The following is a 13,900-nucleotide window of genomic DNA, read 5'->3' as shown; positions in this document are numbered from 1 at the left end:
ACTGAACGCCCCTTTACGGCAGCTCCAGCTCGGTCAGGATGGGAGCATGGTCGGACAACTGTTTCCAGGGGTCTCCCACCAGTACACGGGCATTACGCACTGCAAAACCACGCTGGTAGACGCGATCCAGACGTAGCCAGGGAAATGCCGCGGGGAAGGTACGAGGCGGTGGCGTCATGCGTGCGGCACCGTTCACGCCCAACTGAATGCCTTGATCCGGCACGACCAGCCCGCTTTTGCGCATGGTACGCAGCCATTTGATGGGCTGACGCAGTCGGAAACGGTTATCGGCCTGACCACGAGGCGAGAACGAAAATACCTCGTACAGATTCAACTGCTGCACAAAGATAGGTGCCAGGCGGTTATTCCAGTCGTTGAAGTCGCCTGCAATTAGCAAGGGCTCGTCTGCAGGGACAATGCGCTTGATGCGATCGAGCAAGGCCTGAACCTGACGAACTCGGCCGCTGTTGAACAATCCCAGGTGCACCACAATGCAATGCACTGGACGGCCATCGACATCAATGACGGCATGAAGCAAACCGCGCTGCTCCATACGATGGTCAGAAATGTCCTGGTTTTCGTACTGCAGAATGGGAAAGCGCGACAGCAAGGCGTTGCCGTGGTCCGTATGAGGGCGAACCACGTTGCAGCCGTAAGCCGTATTCATGCGCAAGGCAGCGGCCAGGGATTCGTGCTGGGCGTCCAGACTGCCTTGCAGCTGGTTACGCCCCTGCACTTCCTGCAAAAACAACAAGTCGGGAGACAGTCCGTAAAGTCCCAGGCGCAGATCCGCCAAAGACTCCCGTTTGCCCGAAGCCGAGCGGCCTTTGTGAATGTTGTAGCTAACTACCCGAATCACTGACACGCCGTCCCCCGTTCTGACTTACTTGTTTTCAACAGCCCGCAGACGAATGTGCAACTCGCGCAGCTGCTGCTCGTCCACAGCCGATGGGGCCTGGGTGAGCAGACACTGAGCACGCTGTGTCTTGGGGAAAGCAATCACGTCACGGATCGAATCGGCACCGGCCATCAGGGTGACCAGACGATCCAGACCCATAGCCAGACCACCGTGTGGAGGCGCGCCGTATTGCAGCGCATCCAGCAGGAAGCCGAACTTCAGTTGTGCTTCTTCAGGGCCGATCTTCAAGGCATTGAACACTTTGCTTTGAACGTCAGCACGGTGGATACGGACCGAACCGCCACCCACTTCCCAACCGTTCAGCACCATGTCGTAAGCCTTGGCAAAGGCCTTGCCGGGATCTGTTTCCAGCAGGTCCTCGTGGCCGTCTTTGGGGCTGGTGAAGGGGTGGTGAGCTGCAAAGTAGCGGTTTTCGCCCTCGTCGTATTCGAACATGGGGAAGTCCACCACCCACAGGGGTTTCCAACCTTCTTCAACCAGACCGTTCGCCTTACCGAATTCGCTGTGACCGATCTTGATACGCAGGGCACCAATCGCATCGTTCACGATCTTGGCCTTGTCAGCACCAAAGAAGATCAGGTCGCCGTTCTGGGCGCCCGTGCGCTCCATCACCTGTTTCAGAACCTCAACATTGATGTTCTTGACGATAGGCGACTGCAGACCTTCAGGGATCGAGGTCACATCGTTGACCTTGATGTAAGCCAGCCCCTTGGCACCGTAGATACCGACAAACTTGGTGTATGCGTCGATTTCGCTACGTGGCATGGCGCCACCACCAGGAATGCGCAGAGCAACCACGCGGCAGGAGGGGTCGTTGGCCGGTGCGGAGAAGACCTTGAAGTCCACTTCACGCATCAGGTCAGCCACATCCACGAACTCCAGCTTGACGCGCAGGTCAGGCTTGTCCGAACCGTAGCGCTGCATGGCCTCAGTCCAGCTCATGGTGGGGAACTTGGGCAGTTCCACGTTTTGCACAGTGCGGAAAATGTGCGTGACCATGCCTTCAAAAATATCGCGAATCTGCTCTTCGTTCAGGAAAGAGGTTTCGCAGTCGATCTGGGTAAATTCAGGCTGGCGGTCAGCACGCAAGTCTTCGTCGCGGAAGCACTTGGTGATCTGGTAGTAACGGTCAAAGCCCGACACCATCAGCATCTGCTTGAACAGCTGGGGCGACTGGGGCAATGCAAAGAATTCGCCTGCGTTCACACGCGAGGGAACCAGGTAGTCGCGAGCGCCTTCAGGGGTGCTCTTGGTCAACATGGGGGTTTCAATATCAATGAAACCCAGGTCGTCCAGGTAGCGACGGGATTGCATGGCCACTTTGTAGCGCAGCATCAGGTTGTTCTGCATCTGCGGACGGCGCAAATCCAGCACACGGTGCGTCAGACGCGTGGTTTCGGACAGATTGTCATCATCCAGCTGGAAGGCAGGCGTGACCGAAGCGTTCAGGATCTCGATTTCGTCGCAAACGATTTCGATCTCGCCCGAGCGCAGATCCGGGTTGACGGTGCCTTCAGGACGAGCCTGAACGCGGCCAGTAATGCGCAGGCAGTACTCATTACGGATACGTTCGGCCACTTCAAAGGCCTGCACGTTGTCAGGGTTGACGACAACCTGCGCCAGACCCTCACGGTCGCGCAGATCAATGAAAATCACACCCCCGTGGTCGCGGCGACGATGTACCCAGCCAAACAAATTGACCGTCTGGCCCAGGTATTCTTTGGAAACCTCGCCGGTATAACACGTACGCATCTAGGATGACTCCGAAATAGTAAAAACTGCAAATTGGAAAATTCAGGTTCCAGCCAAGGGGGGTGTCCCTTCGGGACCCTCCGGCTGGTCAGAAACAGGGGGCAAAGCGATCGGCTCAGTAGGGCTGACCACTCCCATGGATACGATGTATTTAAGCGCCGCATCCACTGTCATGTCGAGCTTGTGTACATCCGCCCGAGGCATCATCAGGAAAAAACCGGAAGTCGGGTTGGGCGTGGTGGGCACGTAGACGCTGACAAAGTCCTCTCCCAGTATCTGCGCCACTTGTCCGCCCGGCGTGCCGGTCAGAAAGGCAATGGTCCAGGAACCAGCCCTGGGATACTGCACCAGAACGGCCTCGCGAAACGCCTGACCATCGGGTGCCAACACCGTATCACTGACTTGTTTGACGGAATTATAAATGGAACGCACCAAAGGAATACGCCCAAGTAGCAATTCCCAACGATCCACGACTGCACGGCCCAGATAATTGGCCGCCAGCAAACCCGTGCCAAACAAGACGGCCAGCACCAGCACAATTCTAAAGCCGGGAATCCGCAGGCCGAACAAGGCCTGCGAAGACAGAAACTCCGGCACTACGCTCTCCAGCGTTTCGATCAGCAAAGTCATCACCCAAACGGTGATGACCAAGGGCACCCAGATGAGCAGGCCAGTGACGAAATAACGCTTGAAGGGGCGCATAAGAAGTGGTGTTAGCTGGACGATGAGGAACCAGATGTCGCCGCAGGCGCGGGTGTGGACGTAGCGCCACTGTCCGCGGGCTTGCTGCCACCCTGGTTACGAAAATCCGTTACATACCAGCCCGTACCCTTGAGCTGAAATCCGGCCGCCGTTACCTGTTTGGTAAAGGTAGGCTGGTTACATTCTGGACAAACCTCCAGAACGGGGTCCGACATTTTTTGCAGCACATCTTTTTCGTATTGGCACGAGCTGCATTTATACGCATAGATAGGCACGACTCATCCTAACAAAAAGCCGAAACAAACTTCGAGATACAAATAAGTAGGGTCGAAACCAGCCAATTTCAAGCCGGAGACCCGCTCAATCAGCAACCGCAAAGGGTTCCCAGGGGCGCTTCTGCCGTGATTTTAGCCCTTTTGGCGTTCAATCGCACTGAACTTCGCCCCGGCCAGACAGGCCGCCCCTGGCGGCCATCCGGTTCAGATCAAAAACAGGCAGGCTGCGACCAGGGTTGGCACCATGGCACTGAGCAGCAAACGCAGAGGCGAGATCGCACCATCCGGGAAGCTGCCTTTCAGAATGGAGAAGCCGGCGGGGTTGGGCGCGTTGGCAATCACGGTCAGACCACCGCCCGTAACCGCACCGGCCACCAGCATATAGCGCCAGATATCCGAGGTGCCTTCCACCAGAGAGCCCAGATAGGTCAGTGCCGCGTTATCCGTTACTGCCGTCAAGGCCGTCGCCCCCCAGAACAGCACGGTGGGCGACAAGCCGCCCAGCAGATCCTGCAGCCACCACTTCTGCAGACCGCCCAGGACCACCAGACCGGCCAGGAAGAAACCGACCATCAGGCCTTCACGCACCAGCAAGGGGTTCTGGTAATGCTTGTAGGAGTGGGCGTAGCCAATAAACAGCATCAGCAGGGCCATGAACACAATGGGGTGATGCGCGCCCAGCACAATCGCCACCAGGAAAGCCACGTGAATGGCCATGACGGTAATGGGCACTGAACGCTGTGCCTGTTTTGTTTCAGGCATGCCCTGCCCCATTTCCATCAAGGCTTTACGGCAAACCAGGGTGACCAGGGTGGCATTGATCAAGACGGCCATCACAGCACGCCAACCAAAATGCGTCGCCATAAAGGCGGTGTCCCAGCCAAAGGTGCTGGCCACCATCAAGACCGGGGGGGCTGCATAGGCAGTCAGCACGCCACCAATAGAGACGTTCACAAACAGCACGCCCACGGTCAAATATTTGAAACCGGCATGGCCTTGGTGACGGAAATAGGCTTTGTGCAACAGCAGCGCCGCCAACGTCATGGCAGCAGGCTCGGTAATCAGGGAACCGGCCAGAGGCACTACCGAAATAGTGATGAAGTAGGTGGAAATCTTGTCAGACACGGGCACGGCACGCGCCAGCACCGACACCGTCTTGTTCACCAATTCCAGAATCGGACGGCTGGCAGCAACCACCATGATCGCGAACACAAACATGGGTTCGGTGAAGTTGCGGGTTTCCAGATACTCGATAGCGGACTGCAAATCCACAAAAACGGCCATATAGGCCACCAGCACACAGGCCCAGACGCCAAACACGGCCTCGACCTCGGACAACATGTGCCACAGCCCCGCGTGGCTGCCGCCTTTATTGGCCAGGCGGGCGAACACCGGAACCGAGAAGGTGTGGACGATGGCAATGGCAAATAGCGCCGTTGCGACATACTCAAGAGGAGAGGCCATTCTTCAAACCTTTAAAACTTTACGTAAATTGCTTGAATGCAGATCAAGCCAGGCTGATCGTGCCAGCCAAAGCGGCCACCACCAGCAACACACCAACCCAGATGTTGGCACGGAAAAGGCGCAGGCCTCGTTCGGGATAGCGCACGTCAAACTGTCGCATCTGCCACAACAGATGAATGCCGATGACGGCCATCACCACGTAATACAAAATCCGCTCGTTCAGCAGAAAGCCGCCCACCAGCCAGCAGGCCATGGCGGCGATGTAAAAACCGCTAATCCAGGTTTTGCCTGCATCGCGGAAACGCAGAGCCGTGGAGTGCAGGCCCAGCTTGGTATCGTCAGCCATGTCGATATAGGCATAGATGGAGTCGTAGCCCACCTGCCACAAAATCGCGCCCACCCACATCAGGATGGCGCCAAAAGGCACCATGTTCTGCGTATCGGACCAGGCCATCAACATGCCCCAGTTAAAGCAGATACCCAGAACCACTTGCGGCCAGTAGGTAAAACGCTTGCACAGGGGATAAATCATCACGATCGGGAACAGGGCCAGTGCCAGCCAACGGCTGTACTCATTGATAGCCAGCAGCAGCAAGGCACACACGGCCATTTGCGCCAGCACGAAGATCACCGCCTGACGCATGGTGATCTGGCCACTGGTCAAGGGCCGGAAACGGGTACGTTCAACCTGATGGTCGAAATTACGGTCCGCCATATCGTTAAAGCAGCAGCCAATACCGCGCATCAACAAGGCGCCCAGAGAAAAGATCACCAAACGCCACAGGGTAGGAATACCGTCCGCTGCCTGCACCAGAGCGGCCAGAGCGGGCAAAAGGGTCAGCCAGGTGCCTACAGGCCGATCCAGCCGACACAAACGGGCATACGGCCCCCAGGACGCTGGCAAATAGCGGGCCACCCAGTCATTGTTGGGGCGCATATCGGACAGATCGGGACGCGGGGAAGATTCCGAAGCGGATGGAGATGTCATAGAGGTAAAACCTAAATCCAGGCCTCAAGCCATAGACTGAAAACAGGCATACCCTCTGGCAGAGGGTATGCGGTGGATTCCAGGAACCTGTTCATGCTCTGGGAGCAAGCAAAACGCAATGGCCGGCGCTGAAAACCACAGCGCTGGCCAGGCCAGCGCATGAAAAGACGCAGACCCATCAGTCTGCGTCCCTTGCCTGCCAAACGACGATCAGGCTTCCTTGATGAGTTTACCCAAGATGGCGATGCCTTCGCGAATTTTTTCCTCGGGCACGGTGGCAAAGCTCAGGCGCAGGGTGTTGCGCTTGACGTCCTTGCCGGCGTAGAAAGGTTCGCCCGGAACAAAGGCCACCAGGTTCTCAATGGCTTTTTGCAGCAGGACCGTCGCATCCACATGCTCGGGCAAGGTCACCCAAATGAACATGCCGCCTTCAGGACGGGTCCATTGAGCCGTCGTCGGGAAGTTCTTGTCCATGGCGTCCAGCATGATGGCGCACTGTTTCTGGTAAATATCGCGCACTTTGGGCAGGTGCTTTTCCAGGAAACCGTTATGGACGGCTTCGTAAACAGCCATCTGTGTCAGTGTGGAGGTATGCAAGTCCGTGGCCTGCTTGATCTGCACCAGTTTGTCGATGATCTTGGCGGGAGCCACGATGTAGCCCAGACGCAGGCCAGGAGCCAGCACTTTGGAGAAGGTACCCAGGCGTATCACGGTAGCACCGGCTTTGCGGCCCAAGGACAGCAGGCTGGGCAGACGCTCGCCGGCGTAACGCAGTTCGCCGTAGGGATCGTCCTCGACGATCGGGATATGCGCAGCCGCACATCGCTCTACCAGATCCTGACGACGCTCCAGAGGCAGGCGCAGGCCGGTAGGGTTCTGGAAGTTGGGCAGTGCGTACAGCAGACGGGCACCCATGGCTTCAGGAGCCGACACGTACTCGGGGATCATGCCCTGGCCATCGGTAGGAATAGCCACGAAAGAGGGATCGTACACAGACAAAGCCTGCAAAGCGCCCAGATAAGTGGGCGACTCCACCAGCACCTTGCTGCCTTCATCAATGAACAGCTTGCCCAGCATGTCCAGGGCTTGCTGCGAACCGTTCACCAGCAGGATTTCGTCGGCGTCCACAGGAGCACCTTCGGCGCTCATTTGCTCTGCCAGCCATTGGCGCAGGGGCAGATAGCCTTCCGTCGTGGTGTATTGCAGTGCCACACGGCCCTGCTCGCTCAGTACCTTGTTGAACGCGCTTTGCATTTCCTCGACAGGAAAGCCGACTGGAGTGGGCAGACCGCCCGCAAAGGAAATAATCTCGGGACGCGCAGTGACCTTGAGAATTTCACGAATTGCGGAGCCACTCAGTTTCTGGGCACGTTGGGAAAAGGTAAAAGACTGCGAGAGGGTATCCATGATTCGGGGAAGTCCTGAAGAAGAACGATTAAATACTTCATATGCAAACTTTCTAGCTTGCAATAAATAACGCAGGATGCCGAAAAAACCAGGCATCCTGCACCTTTGAATGAATTATGACTCGGGTTTATTAGCGTATACCTTGCCACCAAGCGGCTTGCAGCGCAAGTAGCTCAAGGGTTTGTGCTCGGGATTTACCCTGAAAAAACAGCCTGCCCTTCAAGACGATCGTCGCACTTTGTCTATACTCAGCTATTGTATATACAATTGAAAATCCGCCCGGAGCCATGCCACCATGAGCCAGCCCCACCCTGCCACTTTGCTTCGTCTGCTAAACATCAGCAGCCTGCCCGCGCAGCCCTGGAAAAACGGTGGCGGCACCACGCGCGAGGTGCTGTGCCATCCCGAACATGCCGACTATGAACACTTTGACTGGCGCATCAGCCTGGCCCAGGTCCAGACCTCTGGCGATTTTTCCCGCTTTCCCGGCATAGACCGACACATCATGTTGATCGAGGGCGACAACATGCAGCTGATTCACGACCAACACGTCCATGTGCTGCATCCATTCCAGCCCTACGCCTTCGCTGGCGAGGACAAGATGGCCTGTTTGTTACCACTCGGTCCGACACAGGACTTGAACCTGATGCTGCGCCGGGGCCGAGCCCAAGGCAGCTTGCACGCATGGCAAGGACGGAACGACTCCATGAAATTGGCCGCTGGTACGCATTTTCTGTACGCACCGCAAGGCGGCTATCAACTCCAGGCCGACACACACAGCTGGACCCTGGGCGCCGGACAAGCCTTGACAGGCAGCACACCCGCCCCCTTGTCCCTGCAACTGCAGGCCGACCCTGCTGATGCCCCGCTGGTCTACGCCTATATCGCTCCCACGGAATGAAATGATGAGCTACACACTTTGGACCGATTTACGCCTGGCCCCCACCGCCGACCCCGAGTACGTCATCGAAGATGCCTGCCTGGTTGTACAGGCGGACCGTATCGCCTGGATGGGCCCACGTCATGACCTGCCTGCGCAGTGGCAAGACGCCACTCAAGAACACAAGCTGGGAAACCGCTGGGTCACCCCCGGGCTGATCGACTGCCACACTCATCTGGTCTACGGCGACAACCGCGCCCAGGAATTTGCCTTGCGGCTGGCAGGGGCCTCCTATGAAGAAATCGCCCGTCAGGGTGGCGGCATTGTGTCCTCCGTCAAAGCGACGCGCTCCCTGAGCGAGGACCAACTGCTGGCCCAAGCCCTGCGCCGACTGGATGCCTTGCTGGACGAAGGCGTCACCGCGATTGAAATCAAATCCGGCTACGGTCTGAATCTGGAGAGCGAGCGCAAAATGCTGCGTGTCGCCCGCCGTCTGGGCGAGCTGCGCCCGGTCACGGTGCGCACCACCTTTTTAGGTGCCCATGCCCTGCCCCCTGAATTTGCCGGGCAAACCGATGCCTACCTGGATCTGGTCTGTGATCAAATGCTGCCCACTCTGGCACAAGAAGGACTGATCGACGCGGTTGACGTCTTTTGCGAGCGTATTGCCTTCGACCTGAAGCAGTCCGAACGCGTTCTGAAAGCGGCCCAAGCGCTGGGCTTGCCCGTCAAAATGCACGCCGAGCAGCTCTCCAATCTGGGCGGCACGGAAATGGCGACCCGCTACCAGGCCCTGTCCACCGACCATCTGGAATATCTGGATGAAGCAGGCGTCATTGCCATGAAAAAAGCCGGAACCGTGGCCGTGCTGCTGCCCGGAGCCTACTACTTTCTACGCGAAACCCAGTTACCCCCGATTGAACTGCTGCGCAAACACGGCGTACCGATGGCCCTGTCCACTGACAGCAACCCTGGCACCTCCCCCTGTGCATCCCTATTACTGATACTGAACATGGGCAGCACGCTTTTCAGACTGACTGTCCCCGAAGCCCTGGCAGGTGTCACCCGCCATGCTGCTCAGGCCTTGGGTGCCCCCGACATCAACGGTGAACTCAGCATCGGGGCCCGTGCCGACTTTGTCGCCTGGGACATAGACTCCCTGCCCGAGCTGGTCTACTGGCTGGGCCTGCCACGCTGCGCCCTGGTCGTATACCAAGGCACAATCAGCCGTGACCTGCGCAAGGAATGATCATGAGCATCCTACGAAAACATGAAGCGCTCTGGGCCCCTTGGGCCTATCTGGACGGCCAGTGGCAAGCGAATGTACTGCTGCGCTGGGACCAGGACGGCACACTGACAGACGTTCTGCCCGAAGCCAGTCAGCAGGCCATAGACGCGGCGGGTTCCGTCCACACAACGCAAGGTGCCGTACTGCCGGGCATGCCCAATCTGCATTCACATGCTTTTCAAAGTGCCATGGCCGGGCTGACTGAATTCCGGGGGCAAGGCCAGGACAGCTTCTGGAGCTGGCGCGACCTGATGTACCGCTTCGCTGCCCGCCTGGAGCCCGAGCACATGCAGGCCATTGCTCAATGGCTCTATATACAGATGCTGAAAGCAGGCTACACCAGCGTGTGCGAGTTCCATTATCTGCATCACCAGCGCGACGGTCAGAATTACACGCCCATAGGCCTGCTGGCCCAAGGCGTCATGGAAGCGGCCAGCGCCAGCGGTCTGGCCATTACCATGCTGCCCGTGCTGTACCAGTACAGTGATTTCGGCAGCAAGGCGCCGCGTCAGGATCAACAGCGCTTTCTGAATAGCCCTACACAGTTGCTGTACCTGCTGGAGTCCCTGCACAACAGCCATCCCTTGAATGCTGACCGGCGTTACGGTGTTGCGCCCCACTCCCTGCGCGCCGCCAACGTCGGCTCCATCAGTACCTTGATCGACGGCCTGCACAGCCTGCCGTCACGCCACCCGATTCACATCCACATTGCCGAGCAGGTAGCCGAAGTGCTGGCCTGCCGGGACATCAAAGGCAGCAGTCCGGTGGCCTATCTCTATGACAACTTCAATGTGGACGAACGCTGGTGCCTGGTCCACGCCACTCATATTGACGAGCAGGAGCGCAAGCAAATTGCCCGCAGCGGTGCCGTAGCAGGTTTGTGTCCAAGCACCGAGGCGAATCTGGGTGATGGCCTGTTCCCTGCCGCCGCCTTTCTGGCGGAGCAAGGACGTATGGGCCTAGGTTCAGACAGCCATATCTGCGTAGACTGGCGCGCCGAACTGCGCTTGCTGGAATATGGTCAACGATTGACCAGCCAGCAACGCAATGTGCTGACTTCGTCCCAACAACCTTTCGTCGCGGACTACTTGTTTGACACCTGCGCACGCGGTGGCGCACAGGCGTCCGGTCGAGCCAGCGGGCAACTAAGCCCCGGTCATCAGGCAGATTTAATGGTGATTGACCTGGAGCACCCCAGTCTGGCGGGGCTGGATAAGCAGCATTGGCTGTCGGCTCTGGTCTTTTCCGAACGCGCCCACGCCAATCCGATTCGTGATGTATTCGTCAGTGGTAAGGCCTGTGTGACAGACGGCCAGCATCCTCAGGAAGAGGCGGCATTTGCGGCTTATAAAAAAACATTGAGCAGTCTACTGAACAAGGCTTAGGTACAAAAAAATCAAATGATGGCCTGTAAGCCCTTGTCAGCAATGATATTCAGCAGCTTGAGCGCCGGGCCAGTGGGATGGGTTTCACCTTGCTCCCACTTGCGTATGGTCGATGCCGTAGTATGCAAATAAAGCGCAAATACCGGCTGGCTGAACTTCAAGCCTTCCCGCAGCCGCTTGATGTCGGCCGCATCGAACTCCCGAACTGGCGGTGGACAAATTGCGTCAAACTCGCGCATCGTCACCTTGCCGATCGCTCCTGCCTCCTGGAGCGCCTCCAGGTCGCCGCGTAGCGATTTGATGATCTTGCTCACAATGCACCTCCAATAACACGTCAGCCTGCAATGCATTCAACAAGGCTTCAGGGGCCAAGCCCAAGAACACCTTACCGACAAACTGCAGCGCTTTCTTCTCATCCTGCGTGATATTCCCCTTCTCGCTCTTGGAGAACCCATGCAGGAACACATAACGGCTACCTATTCTGGCCGAAAGCAAGCTGCGATAGCCGCCGCTTTTGCCACCACCAGGACGAGCTACCCGCTTCTTGTATAAGGCGCCCCCCAAGTCCACATCGATCAGACCGCTTTCCATCTCCTGAACTGCCTTGCACAAGGCAATATCGGGCAGCTTCTCCGCCGCCTGCCATCGCGTAAAGTCTTTGCGCTTGAAAACGCGCGTCATATCGATCCCCAAACTATACCCGTATCGGATACACTTATCAATCTCTCGCCGTGGAACAGCCGATTCGCCACCCGCTCGCCCCATCCCACGCGGGCTTATCCTCCTTATGAACATAGCGCATGCACATCGCCACAGCCATGTGACTTGTGAGCTTTATATCCATCTTGATTGGCACGCCTCAGTTGGCAATACAGGCCGTCGCTCGATAACAGATACCGTGCCTGCCTACGTAGGGGACGCAGCAGCCGTCGTGTTCACCGTGGACTTATGTCAGCAGGGCGTAGCCCAGAGAAATGCAATGCTGGGGTCGTCGTGAAGCAAAAAAATCCCCGGCTTGGTGATCCATGCCAGGGACAAGTTCGTGGAGACAAAAACAATCAGCAGTACTTCATGAAAACTAGAAAAGATCAGCCGCCGTCGCCGCCAGGCTCTCATCCAGCACCAAGGCTTTCAGGGCCTCGATATCGGGAGCCAAGTAACGGTCCTGATCGTAAAAAGGCACGGCCTGGCGAATCGCGTCTTGCACCTTTTTCAAGCGCTCGGAAGTCAGCAAGGGCGCATGGAAATCAATGCCTTGTGCCGCGCACAGCAATTCAATCGCCACAATCGCGGCCGTGTTCTGTGCCATGTCTTCCAGACGGCGCGCCGCAAAGGTTGCCATGCTGACGTGGTCTTCCTGATTAGCCGAAGTAGGCAGGCTATCCACACTGGCAGGATGTGCCAGCGACTTGTTTTCCGAAGCCAGAGCCGCCGCGGTCACATGGGCAATCATGAAGCCCGAATTCAAACCCGCAGAAGGCACCAGGAACGGTGGCAAGCCAGAGATGCTGGCATCAATCAACAAAGCGACGCGACGCTCTGCCAAGGCACCAATTTCAGCAATCGCCAGAGCCAAGCCATCGGCAGCAAACGCCACCGGCTCGGCGTGGAAGTTACCCCCGGAAATCACCTGATCCGGCTCGCCATTCTTGCCGGGAAACACCAGCGGGTTATCCGTAACAGCATTGGCTTCCGTCAGCAGGCTGCGTTCGTTCTGCGTGATCAGATCCTGAATCGCACCCATGACCTGGGGCTGACAGCGCAAGCTATAAGGATCCTGCACCTTGTTGTCATTGTCGCGATGCGACTGACGAATCTGGCTGCCAGCCAGCAGCTCCCGGTACAGGCGAGCCGCATATATTTGCCCCGGCTGTCCACGGACCTCATGGATGCGCGCATCAAAAGGCGCATCACTGCCTTTGGCGGCGTCCACGCTCAAGGCACCGGCCAGAATCGCATTGCGGAACAAGGTCTGGGTACGGAACAGGCCGTTCAGGGCCAGAGCCGTAGACACTTGCGTGCCATTGATCAGCGCCAAGCCTTCCTTGGCAGCCAGCACAATGGGAGTGATACCCGCCTTGGCCAACGCCTGCTGGGCTGGCATCCATTCGCCCTGCCACTTGGCCTGTCCTTCCCCGATCAGCGTCAAGGTCATGTGCGACAAGGGCGCCAGATCACCCGATGCGCCCACCGAACCCTTGGACGGGATGAAAGGCACCACGCCCGCATTCAGAATATCCAGCAAGGTCGTGACCACATGCGAACGTATGCCCGAAAAGCCCCGTGCCAAGCTGGCAATTTTCATGGCCATGATCAAGCGGGCCACTGCATCGGACACCGGCTCGCCCACCCCCACGGAGTGCGACAGAATCAGGTTCTTTTGCAGTTGCTCCAGATCGTGGTCGGGAATGCGTTGCTGAGCCAGCTTGCCAAAGCCGGTATTGATGCCATAAGCCGGATTACCTTCCCGGATGATCTTGGCCACAATGGCCGAGGACGCATCCATGGCCCCGATCGCCTCTGGTGGCAGAGTCAGAACAGTCGGTTCCTGCCAGATTTGGCGCAGCTGTGCCAAAGTCAGTGCGCCGGGAGAAAGCTCGATACTCTTGCTCATTTATCTGTCCTGTTTTTCTTACTTGATCATGGGCAATGTCAGCCCGAAATTCTTGGCCGTTTGAATCGCCAGCTCGTAGCCTGCATCCGCATGACGCATCACACCACTGGCGCAATCGTTAATCAAGACCCGCTCCAGACGGGCCGCAGCCTGCTCGCTACCGTCGGCCACAATCACCATGCCAGCATGCTGGCTGTAGCCCATGCCCACCCCGCCCCCGTGGTGC

Annotated in this window: 12 protein-coding genes and 2 pseudogenes; 3 read left to right on the top strand and 11 right to left on the bottom strand. The window is 57.6% G+C overall.

Annotated elements, in window-relative coordinates:
• Positions 1–13: 13 nt before the first annotated feature.
• From ACLPGZ_RS00070 to ACLPGZ_RS00040, 7 genes are all read right to left on the bottom strand, one after another.
• Positions 14–865: an endonuclease/exonuclease/phosphatase family protein gene (locus ACLPGZ_RS00070; protein WP_009457467.1), complete on the bottom strand. Its 852-nt coding sequence runs from the start codon at positions 863–865 to the stop codon at positions 14–16.
• Positions 866–883: 18 nt separating this feature from the next.
• Positions 884–2,671, bottom strand: coding sequence for an aspartate--tRNA ligase (aspS, locus tag ACLPGZ_RS00065; RefSeq protein ID WP_009457464.1), 1,788 nt, complete (start codon positions 2,669–2,671; stop codon positions 884–886).
• A 42-nt stretch (positions 2,672–2,713) separates the two neighbouring features.
• Entirely contained in the window at positions 2,714–3,373 is a 660-nt protein-coding gene (locus ACLPGZ_RS00060; protein ID WP_083054980.1) for a DUF502 domain-containing protein, read from the bottom strand.
• A gap of 11 nt (positions 3,374–3,384) precedes the next feature.
• Complete coding sequence (locus ACLPGZ_RS00055; protein ID WP_083054982.1) at positions 3,385–3,648, bottom strand: FmdB family zinc ribbon protein; 264 nt, start codon at positions 3,646–3,648, stop codon at positions 3,385–3,387.
• Positions 3,649–3,852: 204 nt separating this feature from the next.
• Entirely contained in the window at positions 3,853–5,112 is a 1,260-nt protein-coding gene (locus ACLPGZ_RS00050; RefSeq protein ID WP_239054867.1) for a putative Na+/H+ antiporter, read from the bottom strand.
• A 43-nt stretch (positions 5,113–5,155) separates the two neighbouring features.
• Complete coding sequence (gene ubiA, locus ACLPGZ_RS00045; protein ID WP_035269713.1) at positions 5,156–6,100, bottom strand: 4-hydroxybenzoate octaprenyltransferase; 945 nt, start codon at positions 6,098–6,100, stop codon at positions 5,156–5,158.
• A 210-nt stretch (positions 6,101–6,310) separates the two neighbouring features.
• A complete protein-coding gene (locus ACLPGZ_RS00040) occupies positions 6,311–7,507 on the bottom strand; it encodes an aminotransferase-like domain-containing protein (protein ID WP_035269711.1) in 1,197 nt (398 codons plus the stop codon).
• Positions 7,508–7,802: 295 nt separating this feature from the next.
• Between ACLPGZ_RS00040 and ACLPGZ_RS00035 the strand changes: the two genes are divergently transcribed.
• From ACLPGZ_RS00035 to ACLPGZ_RS00025, 3 genes are read left to right on the top strand one after another with little or no spacing between them, the layout of a single operon-like run.
• Entirely contained in the window at positions 7,803–8,408 is a 606-nt protein-coding gene (locus ACLPGZ_RS00035) for a HutD/Ves family protein (RefSeq protein ID WP_060185492.1), read from the top strand.
• Positions 8,409–8,412: 4 nt separating this feature from the next.
• A complete protein-coding gene (gene hutI / locus ACLPGZ_RS00030; protein ID WP_088453136.1) occupies positions 8,413–9,636 on the top strand; it encodes an imidazolonepropionase in 1,224 nt (407 codons plus the stop codon).
• Positions 9,637–9,638: 2 nt separating this feature from the next.
• On the top strand, positions 9,639–11,060 hold the full coding sequence (locus ACLPGZ_RS00025) for a formimidoylglutamate deiminase (RefSeq protein ID WP_239054868.1): 1,422 nt from the start codon (positions 9,639–9,641) through the stop codon (positions 11,058–11,060).
• An 11-nt stretch (positions 11,061–11,071) separates the two neighbouring features.
• Here ACLPGZ_RS00025 and ACLPGZ_RS00020 read toward each other — a convergent pair whose 3' ends face one another.
• From ACLPGZ_RS00020 to ACLPGZ_RS00005, 4 genes and pseudogenes are all read right to left on the bottom strand, one after another.
• Positions 11,072–11,374: a helix-turn-helix domain-containing protein gene (locus tag ACLPGZ_RS00020; RefSeq protein WP_239054869.1), complete on the bottom strand. Its 303-nt coding sequence runs from the start codon at positions 11,372–11,374 to the stop codon at positions 11,072–11,074.
• Positions 11,361–11,741, bottom strand: a pseudogene (locus ACLPGZ_RS00015) (type II toxin-antitoxin system RelE/ParE family toxin); the annotation flags it as partial. The gene ACLPGZ_RS00020 and the pseudogene ACLPGZ_RS00015, both read right to left, overlap by 14 nt.
• 397 nt (positions 11,742–12,138) lie before the next feature.
• Positions 12,139–13,674, bottom strand: coding sequence for a histidine ammonia-lyase (gene hutH, locus ACLPGZ_RS00010; RefSeq protein ID WP_060185493.1), 1,536 nt, complete (start codon positions 13,672–13,674; stop codon positions 12,139–12,141).
• Positions 13,675–13,692: 18 nt separating this feature from the next.
• Positions 13,693–13,900: pseudogene (locus ACLPGZ_RS00005) on the bottom strand (urocanate hydratase); the annotation flags it as partial.

The sequence above is a fragment of the Alcaligenes sp. Me129 genome, from assembly GCF_050487245.1.
In the GTDB taxonomy this organism is placed as follows: domain Bacteria; phylum Pseudomonadota; class Gammaproteobacteria; order Burkholderiales; family Burkholderiaceae_B; genus Alcaligenes; species Alcaligenes phenolicus.
This window is presented reverse-complemented; position numbering and strand designations above follow the sequence as displayed.